Genomic DNA, 19,893 nt, shown 5'->3' on the forward strand with positions numbered 1-19,893 from the left:
ATAGTTTAAACTGTGTATTCTCTTACTTTCCCGTTCACCGTCTGATCCTGCTGCTGCAGTTTAAGGGTGCCACGTTTTTCTTTTCCTATTAATCTGTCTTTTAGTTTTTCATTCAGCAAGTACATCACTGGCACAATCAGCAGCGTTACAGCAGTCGCAAAGCCTAAGCCAAAAATGATGGTCCAGGCAAGTGGCCCCCAGAAGGCTGCACTATCGCCCCCCATAAAGAAACCTGCTTCGAACTCTGTGAACAAAGTGTAGAAGTTAAGGTTTAAGCCTAACCCCAGCGGTATTAAACCAAGTATGGTAGCCGTAGCCGTTAACAACACTGGGTTTAGACGTGTTTTACCCGCCTCTACAATTGCCTCCTTCAACTCCTTGCCTTCGCTCAGAAGAATGTCGGTGAACTCCACAATAAGTATACCGTTCTTCACAACAATACCTGCAAGTGCCACAATGCCCACTCCTGTCATTACAATAGAAGCATCCATCCCAAAAATGGAAAAGCCGAGTAGCACACCAATAATGGAGAACAGCACCTCCGATAAGATGATGAACGGCTTGGATATGGAGTTGAACTGCGTCACCAAAATCAGGAAGATGATGCAGAAAGCTGCGACAAGGGCAATCATCAGGAAACCGGCTGTTTCCTGCTGCTCTTCCTGCTGGCCTCCCATACCTATTTCAAAGCCTTCCGGAGTCTCAAAGTTTTGCAGCGATTCTTCTATCTGCTGTACCACCTCATTGGCGTTGTAGCCATCAAGCACATTAGACTCAAGCGTTACCACGCGCTTCAGGTTTTTCCGCTTAATACCACCGTAGGTAGTTGAGTACTCTACCGTAGCCACGGATGACAATGGAATCTGGCGAATCAAACCTGAATTCATGTCGCGGTAGGTGATTCGCATTCCCATCAGGGCATCAATGTTGTCGCGGTAAGGCTCTGCATAACGCACTTGTATAGGATACTCCTCTTCATCGCGTTTAAATTTAGAAGCCTCTGTACCAAAAATGGCCGTGCGTACCTCCTGGCCAATTTGCCCGGTGCTGATGCCTTCCCGGTTAGCCCGCTCACGGTCTATGTTCACCACTATCTCCGGTTTGCTATCTTCCAGGTCAGAGCGCAGTTCTTCTATACCGGCAATGTTCTGTTGGTCAATGTACTGCTCCACCTGCTTCGACAGGGCTATCAACCCTTCAAAGTCCTCTCCTGCAACCTCTATCGATATTGGCTTACCCACTGGCGGGCCGCTCTGCTCCTGGTCCACTGTAATATCAGCGCCTGGTATACCCTGCACCGCCTCACGGATGCCGCTCATATAATCAGCGGTTGTTTTTTCTCCCACACGGTCTTTATACTCTACAAAGGCAACGGTAACCTTCCCTTTGTGAGATTGTGCTGTGGTGGAGCGGTCGTTTTGATCTCCGGCCCCAATGGCCACGTTCGAAATCACCGATTCCACATTCGGGTTTTTCTGCCCGATCACACTGTAAATGCGCTTCTCCACGATCTTGGTCACAGAGTCGGTAACAGCCTGGTCAGTACCAATAGGCATATTGATGTAAGCATACACAAAGTTGGGATCGCTGCTCGGGAAGAACTCTACCTTTGGCGGACGCACTGTTGTCAGGAATAACGAGAAGAACAGTAAGCCGATGACACCAAAGAACACCCCGATTGGCCGTTTACCTACCAACATCCAGCGCAGCAGCCTTTCATAGCCTGTCATAAAACGTGGTAGCACGCGACCCTGAAACTTGTTAATCAGGCCATTCAGGACGAATTTGTTTAGCAGCACCAGCAAAATCGCCAGCATGATAAGGTTAGCCAGGCCATATGAGCCGGCAATGTAGCCTATTACCGCCACCACAAAACCCACGGCAATCAGAATCCAGAAAAGCTTGCTGCCTCGCTTTGAAGTTGGCTCCGCATCGTGCTTCTTCATGAAGGACACCGCAAACACCGGGTTGATGATAAAGGCCACTAACAACGACGACATCAGGGTAACGATAAGGGTAATTGGCAGGAAGAACATGAACTTACCCACTATACCCGGCCAGAAAGCCAGCGGCAGGAACGGTGCCACAGTAGTAAGCGTACCTGCCAGCACAGGCACAAACACCTCACCGGCAGCTGCCTTTGCAGATTTAACAATGTTCAGGTTGGTAGTCTGGTAAATCCGGTGAGTATTCTCAATAACCACAATGGCATCGTCTACCACTATACCTAAGGCCAACAGGAACGAGAACAGTACGATCATGTTCAGCGAGAATCCAAAAGTCGGCATCAGGATAAAGGCCAGGAACATGGAGATTGGCACCGACAAACCCACGAAAATGGCATTGGTGGTACCCATAAAGAACATCAGGATCAGGGTTACCAGCACAAAACCGATGATGATGGTGTTGATCAGGTCGTTTAGGGTATGGCGCGTCATTTTAGACTGGTCGCCAGTGATGGTAATGTTCAGGTCGCGTGGCAAAGCAGCACCCTGCATCTCCTCTATCGCATCACGTATTTTGTCAGAGGCCTCAATGAGGTTTTCGCCGCTTCGCTTAATAACGTTGAGGGTAATTACCGGTTGGTCGCCCAGTCGTGCGTAGCTTTCCTGCTCCTCAAAGCCCTCTCTCACTTCAGCAATGTCACCAAGTTTGATGTTGGCACCACCTAACGATTTCAGCACAATGTCTCCTATCTTCTCAGGATCGGCGTACTGCCCTACCACGCGCACAGAGCGTTTGGCTTCGCCTACCGTTATGTTGCCACCAGACACCGTTACGTTTTCGCGAGCAATCGCTGTGGAAATATCATTAAAGGTTACCTGGGCGGCCTGCATCTTGTAGAGGTCTACATTTACCTGTACCTCCTTATCCAGTGCACCCACCATATCTACTCGGGTTATTTCCGGGAAGGCCTCAAAACGATCCTGCAGCTCCTCTGCATAATCTTTCAATTGGTCCAGGCTATGGTTACCCGCCACGTTCACGTACATGATCGGGATTTCGGAGAAGTTCACCTCCTGCACATCTGGCTCCACTGTAAGGTCGGTGGGCAGATCAGTGCGCGCCTTGTCCACGGCGTCTTTTACCTGCTGCTTGGCATCCGACACCTCCACATCAGTATTAAACTCCACCACGATCATGGAGAAATCCTGCATGGAGTTGGAGGTAACTTTCTTTACTCCGGAGATGGCCTTTATTTCTTTCTCTATAGGCCGCGTTACCAGGTTCTCCATATCCGATGGAGAGGTGCCCTGGTAAACAGTGCTGACGAACATCGTCGGGATTACGATATCGGGGAAGTTCTCTTTCTGTAGATTGATGTAGGAGAAGATACCCGCCAGTGTGATGATGATGGTGATGATATAGATACTGGTCTTGTTATCGATCGACCAACTGGTTGGCTTAAACTCTTTCATAGTTTTATACTTTTAGGTCTTACTTCTTTGTCAGGCTGTTTCCTGCAAATACCACGGGCTGCCCCTGGTTTACACTCTGATAGCCTGCTGTAATCACCATATCACCGGCAGATAGGCCGCCCAATACCTCAATATTGCCGCCATAGCTTAGCCCCGTCTCTACCTCCTTTCGTGTCGCTATATATTGGTTACCCTGCTTTTGAGCCACGTATACATAAGCTGATTTCTCATCTTTCTGTACCAGGTTAACAGGCAGCGTAAGCACACCCTCGTTTTGGTAATCCTGAATGCGCACTACGGCCACCATATTTGGGCGAAGAGTAATGTCCTGCCCGTTGTTCAGGCGAAGCTCTACCGTAAAAGTGCGGCTGGTTGGATCGATAAAGCTGCTAACAACCTCTACAGTAGTCTCCACTTCCTTCTTCAGGTCCGGGAAGTATACTACTGCCTGGTTGCCTTCGCGTACTTTATCCTGATTGGCTTCCGATACCTCCGCCACTATCTTACCGCCCTGCAGATTTACCACCCTTATGATACCGATACCCGGAGATACCGCCTCACCGGCATTCGGAATAACCTCATCTACCACCCCACTGATAGGTGCTTTGATGTTGTATTGCTCGCGTTGCTGCTGCAGGGTTGCCAGGTTGCGCTCCAATGTTTCTTTGTTGTTTTTGGCAGTCAGGTACTGCATTTCGGTGCCTATTTTCTGGTCCCAGAGGTTTTTCTGCTTTTCATAGGCAATGCGGGCTAAATCGAGGCGGGTTTTTACTTCCGCTATACTTTGCTCCAGCACCTGTGCATCAATAGTGGCCATAGTCTGCCCTTTAGATACACGGTCACCACGCTCTACGCGCATACTTGTCAGCACACCAGGCACCTTAGGACTTACCATCACGTTTTGAGTAAAATCCACACGGCCCTGCACCTCCAAGTAGTGGCGGAAAGTATCTTTCTGCAACGTAGTAACTGACACCGGCACCGTCTTTAAGTCAGCGGCCACAGCTTTGCCGTCAGCTTTCAGCTCTGCCTCCAGTTCAGCAATCTGCTCCTGTAGCTTTGCCTGCTGCTCCTTAAGCTCTGCCAGCTGCGCCTCTTTGTCGTTTCCGCTGCTACAGGCTGCCAGACTTAGCAACAGCACCATAGATACTATTTCTATAGATCGTTTCATGTTCAGTAGATAGATTGGATTTTCGATAGTTTTATTTTGTGAGTAATGTACCGCTGGCTTTCTCCAGGTTTACCTTGGCAATCAGGGCATCGTACATAGCCGCGTAGTAGTTAGTTTGTGCCTCGCGCAGGTCTGTTTCGGCAGTAACTACCTCTAGGTTGGTGCCTACACCCTCCTGAAACTTGATCTTAGCTACGCGGGCAATCTCCTGTGCCAGTTCAAGGTTCTCCTGCTGTGCGTCCAGCACATCCAGGGCATTGGTAAGTTCTGTGGATGCTTGTTTCAGCTCCAGGTCTATACTTTGGCGCAGCGTCTCGAAGCCTAGCTTCGTGTTCTCCACCGTTATCTTAGCCTGCTGTATCTGGTAATGCTTGCGCAATCCGTCAAATATTGGCAGCGTTAGCTGTCCGCCAACATAACCATACTCCAGGTAATTGCCTGTCCTGGTTACATCCCTGAACTCATTACTAGCTGCATTGTAACCGTAGCGCGCGTTTAAGTATAGCTTAGGAAGATAACCTGACTTACGGTTGCGCAGGTCCAGTTCGGTCAGGCTTTGTTGTGTCTCTAGTAAAGAATACTCTATGCGGCTGCTGTAATTAAAGCTTTGAGGGTGCAACTGGCTCATATCTATGTCTACCTCAGCCAGCTTGTCGGTTAGCAGCACGGGCTGGTTTTGTGCCAGCCCCATCTGGAACTTGAGCAGATTTTCACTTAGCTGCATCAGGCGCTCTGTTTTCTGTTGTTCTACTTTCAGGTTATTGAGCTGCACACGCAGGCGATCCACATCCAGCTTTTCGGCAACGCCATTTTCAAACATCACACGGGTTTGGTACAACAGCGTGTCGAGGCGAATAATATTTTGCCTGAGCAGCTCCGTACGCTCGCCATTGACCAGCACACCATAATAAGCCTTGCTTACTTGCTCAGCTACCTCAATTTCGCTTTGGGTAGTGGTTTTGCGGGAGAGGTCTGTATAGGTTTTTGCAGCCTTCAGGCCTATCAGGTAAGATCCGTCGAACAGTAGCTGGCTGGCTGTAAGGGTGGCATTACCAGTATAGGCCGGAATAAAAGTAACTGGCACAAAAGTACCTGGCGGTGGTGAGTTGGGGTCGTCTGGATTCTGGAAGAACTCTGCCGGCAGGAAGCTTTGCTGTTGCACAAAATTATCGCCAACCTCCAGCGATGCATCTATCTGTGGCAGCCCTGTTGCGCGAATCTCGCCCACCCTTGCCTTGGCAATCCGTTCTTCGTTCCGGGTTGCCTGCAGACTGGCCCTGTGCTGTAAAGCATAATTTATACTTTCCTGCAGACTCAGGCGCATTGGTTCCTGCTCTCCCTGGCCGTAGCTTGTACTAAGCAGCGTCAGCAGGGCTAGTATCAGGCTAATCTGTTTTTTCATAGTTTTATTTGTTTGTGGTAGTAGTGATTACTCTTCTTCGGTTACCTGCTTGTACTCATTGATCAGCTTATGACCTTTAAGGGTCGCCATGCCTAGCATGTAATGTTCCAGTACCGCCAACTGCACCTGCTTAATGTTGTACTGGTGGGGCGGAAACACAGCAGCATTGAAGGGTAGCTCTAATACTGCCAAGCGCATGCGGGCCATGATCTCCACATCAAGGTCTTTCCGGTAGAGCCCTTCCCCTATGCCGCGCACAATATTTTCCTTCACCTTACCCAGCATAAATTTTTGTTTATGCTGCACCCACAGATCCCAGCTATCGCCATGATACTTCTGCAAATCATGAAAAATGGAAGGGTGTATGATGGAGAAAACCTGCTTGGTGAGGTCCATGATCTTGAAGAGCTCATCAATGGCGTTCTCTGTTCCTTCTATCAACATTTTACAGTCCTTCTGCACCGTAGCCAGATAGCCTGCCGTGGATTCAAACACCACTTGGTCTTTATTCTTAAACCACTTGTACAGTGTCTTTTTAGACATCGCTAAATGCTGCGCAATGTTATCCATTGACACACTTTTGATACCGCGCTGGCAGAACAGACTGAAAGCTGCCTGCAGTATCTTGTTTTTAATATCGTTTCTCTCTATTGTCTCCATATTACTTTGCTGCACAAAACTATGGAAACATTTTTCATTCCTAAAGTTTCCTATATTATGCAAAGGTTACGTTTAATTTTACTAATAAAAGTTAATAAACTGTATATCAAATAAATACAGCTAAATCACATCAATAATGAGGTCTGTACGCCAACTATAAAATCGACGAACAGCAATAATATTTGGACATACACATCCCGTGCAAACCCAGTAACACAGGCTAACAAGCAAGGCTAGTTTCCTAATACAGTGCCGTTTAAATATGATTGCTATATACCCAATACAGCGCGCAGCTTTGTATAGCCACTTCGGCTTAACGGCACACGTACCCCATTCTTTAGCAGGGCCACATGGGTATCTTTTTCCAGCGGTTCTATGCGGGTGAGTTGGGAGAGAGGTATTATATAGGATCGGTGCACACGTACAAATTGTTTTGAGTCCAACACACGCTCATAGTAGCTCATGGTTTTCTTTTTCAGGAAGAGGCCCTCAGCAGTATGCACCTTTACATAATCGTCATAAGCCTCCAGGTACAGCACATCCCTTACCGGTATTATGCGGATATCGTTGGCAGCTTTTACCACAATACGCAGTTGCTCTTCAGGCTGCTTGGCAGGTACTTCATTCAGGTCAGCGGCTTTGTTTTCGGCAGAGCTTATATTTCTCTTCTCCAGCCACTTTTTTATAGCAGCATCAAAGCGCTCCTGGCTGAAAGGCTTGAGCAGGTAGTCTACAGCATTGGCCTCGAAAGCCTTTAGAGCATATTCATCAAAAGCTGTAGTGAAAATAACGCCCGGCGCCTGTTCCACCAGCTCCAGCATTTCGAACCCGTTAATCTTGGGCATCTGTATGTCCAGAAAGATTAGATCAGGCTGATGCTGCATGATAGCCTTCACCCCTTCGAAACCATCACCACACTCCTGGGCTACTTTTATCTCAGGATGGCGTTGCAAATATTCCGTCACAATACTTCGGGCCAGGGGCTCATCATCTATTACTAAACACTTGATCATAGTTTTTGCGGAATTTTGATGCTGGTAATAAATTGGTTCTCCTCTTGCTTTGTCTGAAGCAAATCCTGCCGGGCATAGAGCAGGTACAGGCGGCGCTGCACTGAGCTAAGGCCGAAGCCGGTGCCATGCTGCGGGCGCGCAGTAATAGGGTCGTAAGGGTTTTGCACCTGCAACAGCAAATGGTGGTCCTGTATAGTGGCCTTAATGTTGATCACCGTATCGCCCACAGTATCGTAAAGGCCAAACTTGATAGCATTCTCCACTACTGGCTGCAGCAGCAAGGCTGGCAGGTGCATGTTCATCGTTTCATTTTGTACTTCAATGGCAGTTTGCAGGCGATGCCCGAAACGTACTTTTTCGATCTCCAGGTAGAGCTCCAGGTGCTTTAGCTCATCTGCCAGGCTTACTTGCTGCTGATTGTCTTTGCGCAATGTGCCACGCAGAAAGTCGGAAAGCTGCTGTATCATTCTTCGCGCCTGCTCCGGCCTTGCTACCACCAGTGCGCTAATAGAGTTAAGGCTGTTAAACAGGAAATGGGGCTGCAGTTGTTGGCGCAAAGTATGCAGTTCCGCTTCACGTGCTAACTTCTCAGCAGTGGCACGGCGTTGCTCATCTTGTTGCCGTTCTAAAGTATAGAACCAGAACCAGCTAAGCAGCAGCAGTAGCAGTACCAAGAGCCAGGTAAATACGAACCTTACAGGCAAGGTGGCATCAACAAAATCGAGGTATACTACATCACCTGCGAAAACCCTACTAGTAACCCAGTAAAAAAGCGCTGTGCTCACGGCTGCCAACCCCATGCTCCAGCCCAATAAGTAAGCGGCCTCTTTTATACTTGGCTGGTAGTAGCGCAGACCTGTACCCATAGCATAGCCTCCGGCTGTAAGCAACAGGTTAGTTAGCAGTGCATCAGTTGCCGCTACGTACAGGCTAAAACCAATCCACCATAACAACACTGCCTGCACCGCTGCCCACAACAGCGCCCATACAAGGTAAGCAAGTATAACGCGGCTCGGAGACATGTGCTTTTAAACTTTAGTAGCTTTTAACCTGAAGACCGCCAAAGACTGAAGTACCCTTCAGTATAAGTACTTTGTTGGGATCATAGCCACCAGGCATTATGGGACGTTTATCGTCGAAGCCGCCAAGTATGGCTACCACTTCTGACTTTACCAGCCAGTGCGGTGGCACTACCAGCGTAGTACCTCCAAATATTTGGGTAGTTTCCAATACAGCAGGATGCTGCATATCCGCTTGGCTAAGGTTAAGTTCGTTACCACCAAATACACTCACCACTTCGCCTCCTTTAAAATTCTTAGAGATGATGTTTTTCTTGATTCCACCTAGTATGGCAGTAGCATCCACAACATCCTCGGAAGAGTAAGTGCTGTTTGTATAAGTATCTGCTTCCGGAGCGCCTGTACCAGTACCGTTGCTGTAATTCTGATACGTTGGCCCTGCGCCTCCCCTGCCTGGAGCAGGATTAAAGCGGCGCTCGTAACGGGCACGCGGCTTTAGCATCACCCAAAGGCCAATGCCTATCAGCATAATGGGCCAAAAGTAAAAGCGCAGGTTAAAGCCTTCCACTAGGTCGTTTATCAGAAAGACTGAACCAATTAGCACCAGAACCAGCCAGCTGGACTTTCTGAAGCTGTGGCGGAAACCTACAAAGAGACCGAGTACAATCAGGAGCATTTGCCATGAGAAAACCCAGTAAGGCAAAAAGAAGATGTTAAGCTTGGCCGCAAGTATGACTAGACCTACTGTTATCAGGAGCAAGCCTGCTATCACTTTGCCACCGGTACCTCGGCGTGGGCTTTGCCAGTTGTCACCGTAGTTGTCGTTCGGAGTTTGATTTCTGTTTTCCATAGTTCCTTTTCTTTAAGTTTCTGTTGTAAAGGTACTGTATACAAACCCGCTCGTCTACAGGCAATAGGCAAGCATTGGAGAGAAGTCGGTAAGCTGCGGAAATTTGTCGGTAAGCTACGAAGTATATAGTGCTTCTGCAATTTACCGACACGGTGGTATGCACTGATGGTGAGTATCGTTAAGCTAGTGTAACGATCGTTCATCCACGGCCCCACTGGCGGCTAGTTCTATAGCTACTGCTTGTGCGCTCCAAGTCCGCGAGGACTCGTTTTCCCACTCGGCGCTGTGTTCCCTCCTGCGCCAAGGCGCGGCCTCTCGCGCGGCACCGGATCTCACAAGGCTCCTCCCGGAAAAACTGGGAAATCTTTTTCTTCGATCAGCAAGAGGTAGCCCAGCCGGCCAGACGAATGGTCAGCTGGAACAGTTAAGCAGAAGTTAATTGACGTAGCCTGAAAAGCACCATACTATTTGTCTGCACTTCTCTCTCTTGCACCTATCCTATACCCTCTCCCCCTACTTGCGTACCAACACAGAATTACCTAACTAGAGGCAGAACGCGCCAAATTATTATCTTTGCATATTATGGTGGAGAACATACAACAAGTAGCACAAGAGATAGAAGCAGCACCACTTACCAATGCTGCCGAGCTGGAGCAATTCCGCATTGCTTATATAGGCCGCAAGGGCCGCATAGCTGACCTGTTTAACAACCTGAAGGAAGTTGTTCCAGAGCAGCGCCGTGAGGTGGGCCAGCAGCTAAATACCCTGAAGAACCGTGCACAGGAGCGTTTTGATCAGGCACAGGAGCAGTTAGCTAATGCCGCCGACAGTAACGCTGACACTGGATTTGACTTTACACTACCAACTATACCAAACACACTGGGTACACGCCACCCGCTCTCGCTGGTGCGCCAGGAGATCGTCCGTATTTTTGAGCGCATCGGCTTTAACGTAGCCGAAGGACCTGAGATGGAAGATGATTGGCATAACTTCTCAGCCCTGAACTTCCCAGAGAACCACCCAGCGCGTGAGATGCAGGATACTTTCTTCCTGAGCGAGGATAAAGAGAAGCTGCTTCGTACACACACTTCTACCGTTCAGGTGCGCCTTATGGAGAATAACCAACCGCCGCTCCGCAGCATTATGCCGGGCCGTGTGTATCGTAACGAGGCTATTTCGGCGCGTGCGCACATGGTATTCCACCAGGTGGAGGGCCTGTATGTAAACAAAGGCGTAAGCTTTAAAGACCTGAAAGAAACTCTTTATTACTTTGCCAAAGAGATGTTCGGTCAGGACACGCAAATTCGTTTCCGTCCTTCATTCTTCCCATTCACGGAGCCAAGCGCTGAGATAGATATTACCTGCTTCATCTGTAAAGGTGAGGGCTGCAACATTTGTAAAGGCAGCGGATGGGTAGAGATAGGCGGCTCAGGCATGGTGGATCCTGCCGTGTTGCAAAGTTCCGGCATTGATCCTGAAGTATACTCTGGCTTTGCTTTTGGTATGGGTATAGAGCGTATTACTATGCTGAAGTACCAGATAAAGGACCTGCGCCTTTTCACCGAAAACGATGTACGCTTCCTGCGCCAGTTCGAAGGCGTGATCTAAAAGATTAAATCATGGAGTAAATGGATGAGTGAGCATTTTGCCGTACAAGTATAGCAAGATGTTCACTCATCTTTTTTATAACCAATAGCAGAAACATGAGGTTAGAGGAAATCAAAACCATAGGTGTAGTAGGTGCTGGTACCATGGGGCAGGGCATTGCTCAGATCTGTGCACAGGCCGGATATAAAACTATCCTCTTTGATATCAATGCACAAGTGCTGGATAAGGCAGAGCAAATTACCATCAAAAACCTGAACAAGGGAATTGAGCGGGGCAAGCTGACCGAAACCGACAAAGAGACGGCTCTACATAACCTTACCTTCACCAGCGACACACTACAACTGAGCTGCGATGTGATTATAGAGGCTGTAGTAGAGCGCCTGGAGGTAAAGCAGAGTATATTTCAAGAGCTGGCCAGCATTAACACACCCGACACTATACTTGCCTCCAACACCTCCTCCATCCCGATCACACAAATTGCTGCAGCTGTACCGAACCCGGAGCGCGTGGTAGGCATGCACTTCTTTAACCCGGCACACATCATGAAGCTGGTAGAAGTTATCTCAGGTGCTGCAACTGATCCTGCCACAGCTCAAATTATAAAGGAGCTAGCTGAGAAGCTAGGCAAAACAGCCGTTATGGCTAAAGACTCTCCCGGGTTTATTGTTAACAGGGTTGCTCGTCATTTTTATGTGGAAGGACTAAAGCTTTTAGAAGAAGGTGTAGCTGACGTAGAAACCATCGATAAGCTAATGCAGGCCAGTGGCTTTAAGATGGGGCCTTTTGAACTCATGGATTTGATTGGTGTTGATACTAATTATTCAGTAACCACCTCCATGTTCGAGGCTTTTCATTATGATCCAAAATTCAGGCCTAGCCGCATACAGCAACAAAAAGTGGATGCAGGACACCAAGGGCGCAAATCAGGCAAGGGTTTTTATACTTATGAATAGACTTTGGGCAATCTTTCTGCCGCTGTTAGTTCTGCTTATAAGCTCTTGCAAAGACAGCAGCAACAGCCCTATTATACCTAATGTTCCTGTAGACGCTCAGCTTAACATCAACAGCCAGCTTTACCCAGAACTGCGCCAGGATGGAGGGTATGCCTACCTGCCGGAAGGGTATAAAGGTATAATTGTAGTACGCCAGAGCGCTAGTGTTTTTCTTGCCTTTGAGCGTGCCTGCCCCTTCGACCCTACCAACTCGTGCAAGCTAGAGGTAGACCAATCGCGGCTGTATATCGTGGATCCTTGCTGCGGGTCGCAGTTTAACTTACAGGGTCAGGTAATTGGCGGCCCAGCCATTCAGAGCCTCCGTCAGTACAGAACCTCATTGGTAGCGTCTACCCTTTATATTTCTAATTAAAATTTTCAGGTTGATTTACAGTAAATTATACTTGTTTTTAAGTTTTTTTTAGGACTACACTTGCGTATTAAGCTAAGCCGCCGTAATATTGCATCATCAAACGGCGAGAAAGTCGCCGAAGATAACATAAGATTCCTCCTTAGCTCAGTTGGTTAGAGCACCTGACTGTTAATCAGGGGGTCCCTGGTTCGAGCCCAGGAGGGGGAGCTAAAAAAGCCACTTAACGAGTCAACTCGTTAAGTGGCTTTTTTCATTTAGACACCCTTTGCATAAACAGCACAGGCAATAAGCTATCGGGATACAAAGTTTACCTGAGTCATTGTACCCAAATGCTTTCCAAGTGCATTTACTACCTCCCTTGGAAATGCGGTAGCACCTTCTCTCCAAACACCCGTATAAATTGCTCCTGCTCTTTGTTAACGTTGTGCAGGTCCAGTTTACAGAATCCCAGTTCAATGTACTGTTCCAGCCACTCAATGTGCTTTTCAGGATCACTGGAAATATTGACACCTCCATCCATTTCGTCCGGCTTTACAAATTGCGCAGCCTGATCAAATTGTTTTGGCACTCTTAGCTCAGCCAGCATATCACTCTCGAAGATGTTCGTTTTCCACTGCTCATGCGCACCCTCACGTGCAGCCTCATCGGTCTTATCGTAAGAAAGCTGAATCTTCAGAACCATTGGTTTATTTTCTCCACCGTTCGATTTCCAGGCCTCAACAACTTTTTCAAGCTTCTCTATAGGCTGTGAGGTTGTAATCAGGCCGTCAGCCCACCCCGCCAGCCAGCCAGCTGTTTCCGGGGTGATAGCCGCTCCAAAGACAGGAACTTTCACTTTTGGGCGGGTATATAACGTGGCTTTTTCTACTTTTATCAAACCATTGTGTGTTACTGTTTCACCGCTCCACAGGGCTCGCATAATATCCACGCTTTCCTTCAGTCTCTCGTTTCGCTCTGGCTTTGCAGGCCAATGTTCACCTGTTATTGCCTCATTAAGCGCCTGCCCGCTACCTACCGATATCCAGAATCTACCCGGAAACATCTCATCTAGTGTAGCTGCCGCCTGCGCTATAATAGCAGGATGGTAGCGATGGGTAGGGCTGTTCACTACACTGTAGTCTATGGAAGTTTGTGCCATGGCTGCTCCCAACCACGACCAGGCAAAACCTGATTCGCCCTGGTTTTCACTCCAAGGATGAAAGTGGTCGGACGAAACGCAAAACTGAAATCCTGCCTCTTCAGCTCTCTTAGCCAGCTGAAGCAGCTGACTTGGCGGAAACTGCTCGTGCGAAATATGATATCCTATGCTTACCATTATGCTGTGTTATTATGTAGTGCCATAGATCTTTAGAAGCCCACTTTAACTTACAGGTGGATAGTCAGCTGTAGCTAAGGCTACTAATTTTAAGCCCTTGTTACTTTAGTATTGGTGGTAACGGATATCAACTCTATCAGTTTCGGCCGGGCAAGGAGGCATCTTAATGCCTCCTCACAAGACATGCCTTTACACCCTGGATTTAGAACATCGGCTATTGCCACAGCGCGACTAGCCCTCATGCCGATATACAAATCAGGGGAGTTACTAACCTTTTTATTGCCATCACAGTAGTTATGAATGGCAATATTATCATATTCTGCACTGCCTATACTATTGCCATACTTATTATAGGTTAGTGTATAACATTATGCATAAAACTATGAAAAACATAAAACCATACGTATTAGCATTGCTCATGCTACTAACTTTTACAATGAGTAGCTGTGAGCTGATAGGAGACATCTTTGAGGCAGGAATGTGGACAGCCCTAATCATCATCGTACTGATTGTGCTGCTAGTTTCCTGGCTATTCCGAAAGTTTAGGAGATAGAGAATCATAAGCATAAAAAAAGGAGCCTTAGAGGCTCCTTTTCTTTATTGTTCTATTACTTCGATCGTTTCGGCATCGTGCCTAAAATATAGTCCCAAAGCGGGGAAGACACGCCATAAGCAACCTCTGGATCTTTGTAATGATGAATACTATGGTGTATCCAAAGCTGCTTCAGGAAGTTCTTTGGTGGTGGGTACGCGTGCACTACATAGTGCACCAGTAAGTACATAGCATAGCCAAATAGCACGCCAGCTACCACTCCAAATACAAACGTCCCGAAGACAACTTTAAAGATGAAGAAGAACGCAGAAGCATACAGTATACTTACCACGGGCGGCATAGCCAAGCGCTTTTTGTCTTTCGGGAACTCATGATGATTACCATGGAACAGGTACTGCATACGTGCTTTAAGCGGAGTATCAGTATCCATATGGAATACATAGCGGTGGGCCAAATACTCTATCAAAGTAAAGATAAACCATCCCAGAAAGAAAAAGCCGATAGCCTCTAATATGCTGATAAAGCTATAGGCAATACCGTAATATATCAGCCCAACGGCTATGATCAAGAAGATAGATATAGGCAGGGCGATGTGCGTTCTAGACATCTTCTCCAGAACGGGGTTCTTAAAGAGCTGTGCGCTTCCTTTGTGATTAGGTTTCATAGTTAGACTTTGCTGAAAACTTTAACGCTGCAAAACTACTTAAATTTTATAGCCAAGCCACTTTTAGCATTAAATCGTCTTACGTATAACGAGGGGTGGTTGCTATAAGTTGAGCAAGCTTAAAATGCTTTCCGGGCTCAAGCTGTTTTCTGATATAGTATGCTTTGCGCGTTCGTAAAACTGCCTGCGGTAGGTTAATGTTTCAGTTAAATAAGATTTTAATTCAGCTATATTCTTACCAGCTAATAGCGGTCGTTCCTCCTGCCCTTGGGTTAACAATCTCTGCACCAACTCTTCTACCGGCACATCCAGGAAAAAACTCTCACCGTGGAGGTTGATAAAATAAATATTATCAAAGAAGCATGGAGCTCCGCCACCTGTAGAAATAACGACCCGCTCATACTTTTGCACCAGTTCCTCCAGTGCCTGCCGCTCTAACTTACGGAAATACTCTTGCCCCTGCTGTTCAAAAATTTGGGCTATACTTTGCCCCTGCTGTTGTACAATATGTTCATCCAAGTCAACAAACGCATAGTTAAGCCACTGCGCCAGTTGCCGCCCCAAGGTGGTTTTGCCACTGCCCATCATGCCTACCAGAAAAATCCGCATTGCCAACATACAAGATTACGATCGGGAGCCTTATTCCTCCTCTGCCAGTGCTTCTTTCACCTCCTCAATATCCGGTGTGTCGTTGTGGTGCCACTTGCCTTTCACAACACCATCTTGCAACAGCACTAATCCTGGATTAGAGCGGATGATAGTCTTGAGCACAGTACCATCGCCGAAATAGTAAGGCGCAGCCAGGTTTACTTCGTGGCGGAACGCCCCAAAGTCTTGTGAGCTACTGCTGGTAATAACTAAAGGGGTAATGCCAGCCGTCTCGGCAGCTTTTACCAGCTCATTTATACTTTCAAAGTTCTGTTGGTCGGCCTTTAGTACATTCTGCACCAGGATCAGCAACTTGTTCCCGCTCAGCACTTCCTGGGTATGGTCCCCCTCGTCATTCCACACATTAAAATCGGTAACCTTCGGACCATCCTCAGGGTTTACCGCCAACATCTCCTTAAAAGTGTAGGTGGTATCCATTGGGTATTCTTCAAACTCGTGCTCCTCGCCACCTTTGGTCATCACGTACTTGTACCGCAGGGGAGCAGAAGGCTTCATGAGTTCAGGTATGTTGTTGCCCACCTTATAAGCACGGAAGTCGATGTAAGGCAGGTGCTCGTAAGCATACCAACCTACTACTACCGACAAAGCCGCTGTTATAATGGTAATAATGGCCCCGGAGGAAGTGCGCATAATTGGTGGCAGATATTTCTGTGTAAACAGCAACACCAGGATCATCACTAACAACACCACATCTTTGGTAAACGATTCCCACGGCGTTAGTTTGATAGCATCCCCAAAGCAGCCGCAGTCGGTCACTTTATTAAAGTAGGCTGAGTAGAACGTGAGAAAGGTAAAGAACATGATCATGATCAGCAGCAGCCACAGCACTGCCTTCAGCTGGTATCGCACCAATAATGCCACGCCCAGCACAATTTCGGCAGCACTTAAAAATATGGACAGGAACAGCGAGTAAGGCTCCAGGTTCTTGAAGAACGGAGCAATGTCTGTGGAGAATACCTCAAAGTACTCCTCCAGCTTTATAGCCGTGCCAACAGGATCGTTAATTTTGATCAGGCCTGAGAAGATGAACAGCACCCCCACAAAAAGCCAGAAAAATTTACTTATAAACTTCATCAACCTTAAAAGTTAAAGAGTTAAAAAGTTAGAGAATTAGAAAGTTGAATTAGGCTTTAGCAAAATCAGACTTGATAAGCGCAAATACAGCGTAATTGATCATGTCGCGGTAATTAGCCTCTACACCTTCTGAGATCAGCGTTTGTCCTTCGTTATCTTCAATCTGCTTAGTGCGGTAGAGTTTCATCAGGATAATATCGGTGATGGAGCTCACGCGCATATCGCGCCAAGCCTCGCCATAGTCGTGGTTCTTAGCGTTCAGCAGCTTGATATTCTCCTCGATATGAAAGGTATACTGCCGCTCCACCTCCTCTGCTGAAAGACTCATAGGCGCATCAGCAGGCAGGTTCAGCTGCATTAAGGCAATCACACAGTAGTTGATAATGCCTACAAACTCGCCGTTGATATCGTCCTCCACCAGTTGCTTACCCTTCTCCTGAATGGAGCGGATGCGCTGGGCCTTGATAAAGATCTGATCCGTGATGGATGGCAGCCGCAGCACACGCCAGGCGGTGCCATAATCCCTTGTCTTCTTCACGAAGGTATCTTTGCAGCGCTGTACTACCTGATTATATTCCTGCAGTGTTTGACTAATCAACTTTTTAGATTTAATTTTAAAAATAATTGACGCACATGCCAACATTGGAAGCGAAAGATACGCTTTTTAAGAAAAAATCCACACTAAACTGCCGTGGAAAGCTCCTATCTCTGGAGGTGCCGCTGGTAATGGGCATACTTAACCTTACCCCCGATTCTTTCTATCCGGGCAGCCGCCTGAGTTCTGCCGATGAAGCTGTGCGCAAAGCCGAAAAAATGTTGGCTGACGGTGCTGATATATTGGATATTGGCGGCTACAGCACCCGCCCCGGGGCCACGGATATTTCACTACAGGAGGAACAGGACCGTATTATACCGGCTATAGAGGCCATACTTCAGCACTTCCCGGAGGCTGTTATCTCCGTAGATACTTTTAGGGCTGATGTGGCAGAAGCAAGTGTAGCTGCTGGTGCCGCCATCATAAATGACATCGGGGGTGGCCTTCTGGATGAGGCCATGTTCGAGACCGTGGCACGGCTGCAGGTGCCATACATACTGATGCATATGCGGGGTACACCGCAAACCATGACAAGCTTAGCAAAGTATAATAATTTAGTGGTTGATGTTCTGGATGAGCTGCAGGTACAATTAGCTAAGCTGCAACAGCTCGGAGCGAAGGATGTTATTCTGGATCCCGGCTTTGGGTTTGCCAAAACCGTGGAACATAATTTTGAACTACTGCGCCATTTGGATGATTTCCGTATCTTCGGCCTACCTGTACTGGCTGGGCTTTCGCGCAAATCCATGGTATACAAGTCGTTGGACATCGATCAGGCTGATGCACTTACTGGCACAATAGCTGTTAACACTGTGGCGTTGATGAAAGGTGCCGACATTTTGCGGGTGCACGACGTAAAAGAAGCTAAGCAAACCGTTATACTTTTAGAGAGAACAAAACTTTGATTTTTTTATTCAGCATAGGCTTTTTAGAGATTGAACTGCTCGATATCATTGATATCCTGCTCGTAACGGTGCTACTGTATCAGTTGTACAAGCTTCTGACAGGCAGCGTTGCGCTAAAGATCTTCCTTGGGCTGCTTTCCATCTACCTGCTGTACCTGGTGGTACGCGCGGCAGGCATGGAGTTGCTGAGTATTATACTTGGCCAGTTTATGGGAGTAGGTGTGCTGGCTGCCATCATACTCTTCCAACCTGAGATCCGGCGTTTCCTGCTGCTGATCGGTAAAACCACCTCTCTTAACCACGACCGCTTCTGGGGCTTTCCATGGCGCCGTGAACAAAGCGAAAAGCTGAGCCTGACACCTTTTATCGAGGCTGCCAAATCACTGGCTGGCAAGAATACAGGAGCACTTATTGTGTTTGCCAAAAGCTCGGAGCTGAAATATTATGCCGAATCAGGCGACTTGATTGATGCAGTGATCTCTAAGCGCCTGCTCATGTCTATCTTTAATAAGCATAGCCCGCTGCACGATGGTGCTGTAATTATCTCCGGAAACCGCATCAAGGCTGCTCGCTGTATTCTTCCCGTTTCAGAGAACCAGGAGATTCCAGCCTCTATGGGTTTGCGCCACAGGGCTGCCATTGGCCTTACTGAGATCACAGACAGTATTGTGCTGGTAGTGTCGGAGGAGACGGGACAGATTGCCTTGGTACGTAACGGGGAAGCATACCGCAACCTTTCCTCTGCTGACCTGCGCGTTAAGCTAAACCAGTTCCTGTTCGACACAGATCAGAAACCGGCTGCCGCATCTGCCACTTCCGAGAAATCGGTTAGCGCTGCCTAGAAGGGCTGTTCTCTGAAAACTTATTGGTTTCCCCTGATTGGGTAAGGAGGACAGTTGGTACAGTTTTGCAATCTGGGGATCTGGAGGTCTGCAGCAGAGTAATTCCAGAGAAGGAAGTCCGGAATAGCAAATTATGACTTCAGAAAGCTCCTCTTTAACTCCAAAACTCCCTATCTCAAAAAGGCTTTATAAGCGTCCTTCCCGCCTGTACCATACCAGCCAATAGGCTGCGATACCCAGTGCGGGCACAACCCATAGTATGGCCATCCAGATGAGGCGCGAACCAACAGGATAATCAGACTTAAAGATGAGGTGAATGAGCGCCACTGCCACCAGCAGGTAGTTGAGCGATACTAGTAGAAAGATAACAGGATTACGTGCGAGCAGCTCCATGGCCTAAAATAATGTTTCGCTTACAAACCACATCAGGTACAGCAGTGCAGGTGCAATCAGCAGCAGAATAGTGCCAAAATGCACGCGCGTCCACTGCGGGTTCAGCAGCATGCTCAAATACGCCTCTACCGACAGCAATAGCGAGAAGTAGAATGTTATCTGCAGCAGCGTGTACATGATATCAGCCTCGCCGCGCATATCCGCAGTAGTATAAGCCAGAAACGAAATCACCATCCACGACAACACTGTACCTAACAGTACCTGCCCCGGCTTTATCTTGATGTAGTTCATACTTCTGTGTCCTGAGTTTGATACAAGTTATAAAAAAACAAAGCCACTCCCATAGCAGGAGTGGCTTTTCTATGTTTCAGCATTG

20 protein-coding genes and 1 tRNA gene are annotated in these 19,893 nt (G+C 47.7%); 7 read left to right on the plus strand and 14 right to left on the minus strand.

Annotation, left to right across the window (positions count from 1 at the left end; all coding sequences use genetic code 11):
- Positions 1–5 precede the first annotated feature (5 nt).
- From PKOR_RS05145 to PKOR_RS05175, 7 genes are all read right to left on the minus strand, one after another.
- The gene (locus PKOR_RS05145) at positions 6–3,419 is read right to left on the minus strand and encodes an efflux RND transporter permease subunit (protein WP_046309517.1); all 3,414 of its coding nucleotides are present in this window, start codon (positions 3,417–3,419) and stop codon (positions 6–8) included.
- Positions 3,420–3,438: 19 nt separating this feature from the next.
- Positions 3,439–4,590 (minus strand): efflux RND transporter periplasmic adaptor subunit, encoded by a 1,152-nt coding sequence (locus PKOR_RS05150; RefSeq protein WP_046309518.1) that lies wholly within the window; start codon positions 4,588–4,590, stop codon positions 3,439–3,441.
- A 31-nt stretch (positions 4,591–4,621) separates the two neighbouring features.
- On the minus strand, positions 4,622–5,992 hold the full coding sequence (locus PKOR_RS05155) for a TolC family protein (RefSeq protein ID WP_052738724.1): 1,371 nt from the start codon (positions 5,990–5,992) through the stop codon (positions 4,622–4,624).
- A 27-nt stretch (positions 5,993–6,019) separates the two neighbouring features.
- Complete coding sequence (locus PKOR_RS05160) at positions 6,020–6,652, minus strand: TetR/AcrR family transcriptional regulator (protein ID WP_046309519.1); 633 nt, start codon at positions 6,650–6,652, stop codon at positions 6,020–6,022.
- 269 nt (positions 6,653–6,921) lie between these two features.
- Entirely contained in the window at positions 6,922–7,665 is a 744-nt protein-coding gene (locus PKOR_RS05165; RefSeq protein WP_046309520.1) for a LytR/AlgR family response regulator transcription factor, read from the minus strand.
- Positions 7,662–8,687, minus strand: coding sequence for a sensor histidine kinase (locus PKOR_RS05170; protein ID WP_046309521.1), 1,026 nt, complete (start codon positions 8,685–8,687; stop codon positions 7,662–7,664). Before PKOR_RS05170 ends, PKOR_RS05165 begins: the two co-directional genes overlap by 4 nt.
- A 13-nt stretch (positions 8,688–8,700) precedes the next feature.
- Entirely contained in the window at positions 8,701–9,534 is an 834-nt protein-coding gene (locus tag PKOR_RS05175; protein WP_052738725.1) for a LiaF transmembrane domain-containing protein, read from the minus strand.
- A 582-nt stretch (positions 9,535–10,116) separates the two neighbouring features.
- Here PKOR_RS05175 and pheS point away from each other — a divergent pair.
- From pheS to PKOR_RS05195, 4 genes are all read left to right on the plus strand, one after another.
- Complete coding sequence (pheS, locus tag PKOR_RS05180) at positions 10,117–11,142, plus strand: phenylalanine--tRNA ligase subunit alpha (RefSeq protein ID WP_046309522.1); 1,026 nt, start codon at positions 10,117–10,119, stop codon at positions 11,140–11,142.
- A 95-nt stretch (positions 11,143–11,237) separates the two neighbouring features.
- Positions 11,238–12,095, plus strand: coding sequence for a 3-hydroxyacyl-CoA dehydrogenase family protein (locus tag PKOR_RS05185; protein WP_046309523.1), 858 nt, complete (start codon positions 11,238–11,240; stop codon positions 12,093–12,095).
- Positions 12,088–12,507 (plus strand): Rieske (2Fe-2S) protein, encoded by a 420-nt coding sequence (locus PKOR_RS05190; protein ID WP_046309524.1) that lies wholly within the window; start codon positions 12,088–12,090, stop codon positions 12,505–12,507. Before PKOR_RS05185 ends, PKOR_RS05190 begins: the two co-directional genes overlap by 8 nt.
- Before the next feature lie 133 nt (positions 12,508–12,640).
- Positions 12,641–12,714: transfer RNA gene (locus PKOR_RS05195), tRNA-Asn, on the plus strand.
- Positions 12,715–12,856: 142 nt separating this feature from the next.
- Here PKOR_RS05195 and PKOR_RS05200 read toward each other — a convergent pair.
- The gene (locus PKOR_RS05200) at positions 12,857–13,822 is read right to left on the minus strand and encodes a TIGR03885 family FMN-dependent LLM class oxidoreductase (protein WP_046309525.1); all 966 of its coding nucleotides are present in this window, start codon (positions 13,820–13,822) and stop codon (positions 12,857–12,859) included.
- Between the two features lie 382 nt (positions 13,823–14,204).
- On the opposite strand from PKOR_RS05200, the gene PKOR_RS24980 reads away from it, so the two are divergent.
- Positions 14,205–14,375, plus strand: a complete 171-nt coding sequence (locus tag PKOR_RS24980; RefSeq protein ID WP_158453740.1) for a hypothetical protein — start codon at positions 14,205–14,207, stop codon at positions 14,373–14,375.
- Positions 14,376–14,430: 55 nt separating this feature from the next.
- Here PKOR_RS24980 and PKOR_RS05210 read toward each other — a convergent pair whose 3' ends face one another.
- The 4 genes from PKOR_RS05210 to PKOR_RS05225 all read right to left on the minus strand — a co-directional run bounded on the left by PKOR_RS05210 (position 14,431) and on the right by PKOR_RS05225 (position 17,380).
- A complete protein-coding gene (locus tag PKOR_RS05210; RefSeq protein ID WP_046309527.1) occupies positions 14,431–15,039 on the minus strand; it encodes a sterol desaturase family protein in 609 nt (202 codons plus the stop codon).
- 102 nt (positions 15,040–15,141) lie between these two features.
- A complete protein-coding gene (locus PKOR_RS05215) occupies positions 15,142–15,648 on the minus strand; it encodes a shikimate kinase (RefSeq protein ID WP_046314107.1) in 507 nt (168 codons plus the stop codon).
- A 30-nt stretch (positions 15,649–15,678) separates the two neighbouring features.
- The gene (locus PKOR_RS05220) at positions 15,679–16,782 is read right to left on the minus strand and encodes a BT_3928 family protein (RefSeq protein WP_046309528.1); all 1,104 of its coding nucleotides are present in this window, start codon (positions 16,780–16,782) and stop codon (positions 15,679–15,681) included.
- A gap of 49 nt (positions 16,783–16,831) precedes the next feature.
- On the minus strand, positions 16,832–17,380 hold the full coding sequence (locus tag PKOR_RS05225; RefSeq protein WP_046314109.1) for a DUF1599 domain-containing protein: 549 nt from the start codon (positions 17,378–17,380) through the stop codon (positions 16,832–16,834).
- Positions 17,381–17,415: 35 nt separating this feature from the next.
- On the opposite strand from PKOR_RS05225, the gene folP reads away from it, so the two are divergent.
- Positions 17,416–18,282, plus strand: a complete 867-nt coding sequence (folP, locus tag PKOR_RS05230; RefSeq protein ID WP_046309529.1) for a dihydropteroate synthase — start codon at positions 17,416–17,418, stop codon at positions 18,280–18,282.
- A complete protein-coding gene (gene cdaA / locus PKOR_RS05235; RefSeq protein ID WP_046309530.1) occupies positions 18,279–19,124 on the plus strand; it encodes a diadenylate cyclase CdaA in 846 nt (281 codons plus the stop codon). Before folP ends, cdaA begins: the two co-directional genes overlap by 4 nt.
- 186 nt (positions 19,125–19,310) lie before the next feature.
- Here the strand turns inward: cdaA and PKOR_RS05240 are convergent, their stop codons facing one another.
- Both PKOR_RS05240 and PKOR_RS05245 read right to left on the minus strand, forming a co-directional pair.
- The gene (locus PKOR_RS05240) at positions 19,311–19,517 is read right to left on the minus strand and encodes a PLDc N-terminal domain-containing protein (RefSeq protein ID WP_046309531.1); all 207 of its coding nucleotides are present in this window, start codon (positions 19,515–19,517) and stop codon (positions 19,311–19,313) included.
- Between the two features lie 3 nt (positions 19,518–19,520).
- Entirely contained in the window at positions 19,521–19,808 is a 288-nt protein-coding gene (locus PKOR_RS05245) for a hypothetical protein (RefSeq protein WP_046309532.1), read from the minus strand.
- Between the last annotated feature and the right edge of the window lie 85 nt (positions 19,809–19,893).

The sequence above is a fragment of the Pontibacter korlensis genome (assembly GCF_000973725.1).
GTDB classification, from domain to species: domain Bacteria; phylum Bacteroidota; class Bacteroidia; order Cytophagales; family Hymenobacteraceae; genus Pontibacter; species Pontibacter korlensis.

Bases quoted from the DNA above. Each gene is read 5' to 3' on its own strand.
- PKOR_RS05170 (WP_046309521.1), bottom strand. From the start codon at position 8,687: ATGTCTCCGAGCCGCGTTATACTTGCTTACCTTGTATGGGCGCTGTTG.
- PKOR_RS05145 (WP_046309517.1), bottom strand. From the start codon at position 3,419: ATGAAAGAGTTTAAGCCAACCAGTTGGTCGATCGATAACAAGACCAGT.
- PKOR_RS05220 (WP_046309528.1), bottom strand. From the start codon at position 16,782: ATGAAGTTTATAAGTAAATTTTTCTGGCTTTTTGTGGGGGTGCTGTTC.
- PKOR_RS05215 (WP_046314107.1), bottom strand. From the start codon at position 15,648: ATGCGGATTTTTCTGGTAGGCATGATGGGCAGTGGCAAAACCACCTTG.
- PKOR_RS05210 (WP_046309527.1), bottom strand. From the start codon at position 15,039: ATGAAACCTAATCACAAAGGAAGCGCACAGCTCTTTAAGAACCCCGTT.
- PKOR_RS05200 (WP_046309525.1), bottom strand. From the start codon at position 13,822: ATGGTAAGCATAGGATATCATATTTCGCACGAGCAGTTTCCGCCAAGT.
- PKOR_RS05175 (WP_052738725.1), bottom strand. From the start codon at position 9,534: ATGGAAAACAGAAATCAAACTCCGAACGACAACTACGGTGACAACTGG.
- PKOR_RS24980 (WP_158453740.1), top strand. From the start codon at position 14,205: ATGAAAAACATAAAACCATACGTATTAGCATTGCTCATGCTACTAACT.
- pheS (WP_046309522.1), top strand. From the start codon at position 10,117: ATGGTGGAGAACATACAACAAGTAGCACAAGAGATAGAAGCAGCACCA.
- PKOR_RS05165 (WP_046309520.1), bottom strand. From the start codon at position 7,665: ATGATCAAGTGTTTAGTAATAGATGATGAGCCCCTGGCCCGAAGTATT.
- PKOR_RS05160 (WP_046309519.1), bottom strand. From the start codon at position 6,652: ATGGAGACAATAGAGAGAAACGATATTAAAAACAAGATACTGCAGGCA.
- PKOR_RS05155 (WP_052738724.1), bottom strand. From the start codon at position 5,992: ATGAAAAAACAGATTAGCCTGATACTAGCCCTGCTGACGCTGCTTAGT.
- PKOR_RS05240 (WP_046309531.1), bottom strand. From the start codon at position 19,517: ATGGAGCTGCTCGCACGTAATCCTGTTATCTTTCTACTAGTATCGCTC.
- folP (WP_046309529.1), top strand. From the start codon at position 17,416: ATGCCAACATTGGAAGCGAAAGATACGCTTTTTAAGAAAAAATCCACA.
- PKOR_RS05245 (WP_046309532.1), bottom strand. From the start codon at position 19,808: ATGAACTACATCAAGATAAAGCCGGGGCAGGTACTGTTAGGTACAGTG.
- PKOR_RS05150 (WP_046309518.1), bottom strand. From the start codon at position 4,590: ATGAAACGATCTATAGAAATAGTATCTATGGTGCTGTTGCTAAGTCTG.
- PKOR_RS05190 (WP_046309524.1), top strand. From the start codon at position 12,088: ATGAATAGACTTTGGGCAATCTTTCTGCCGCTGTTAGTTCTGCTTATA.
- PKOR_RS05185 (WP_046309523.1), top strand. From the start codon at position 11,238: ATGAGGTTAGAGGAAATCAAAACCATAGGTGTAGTAGGTGCTGGTACC.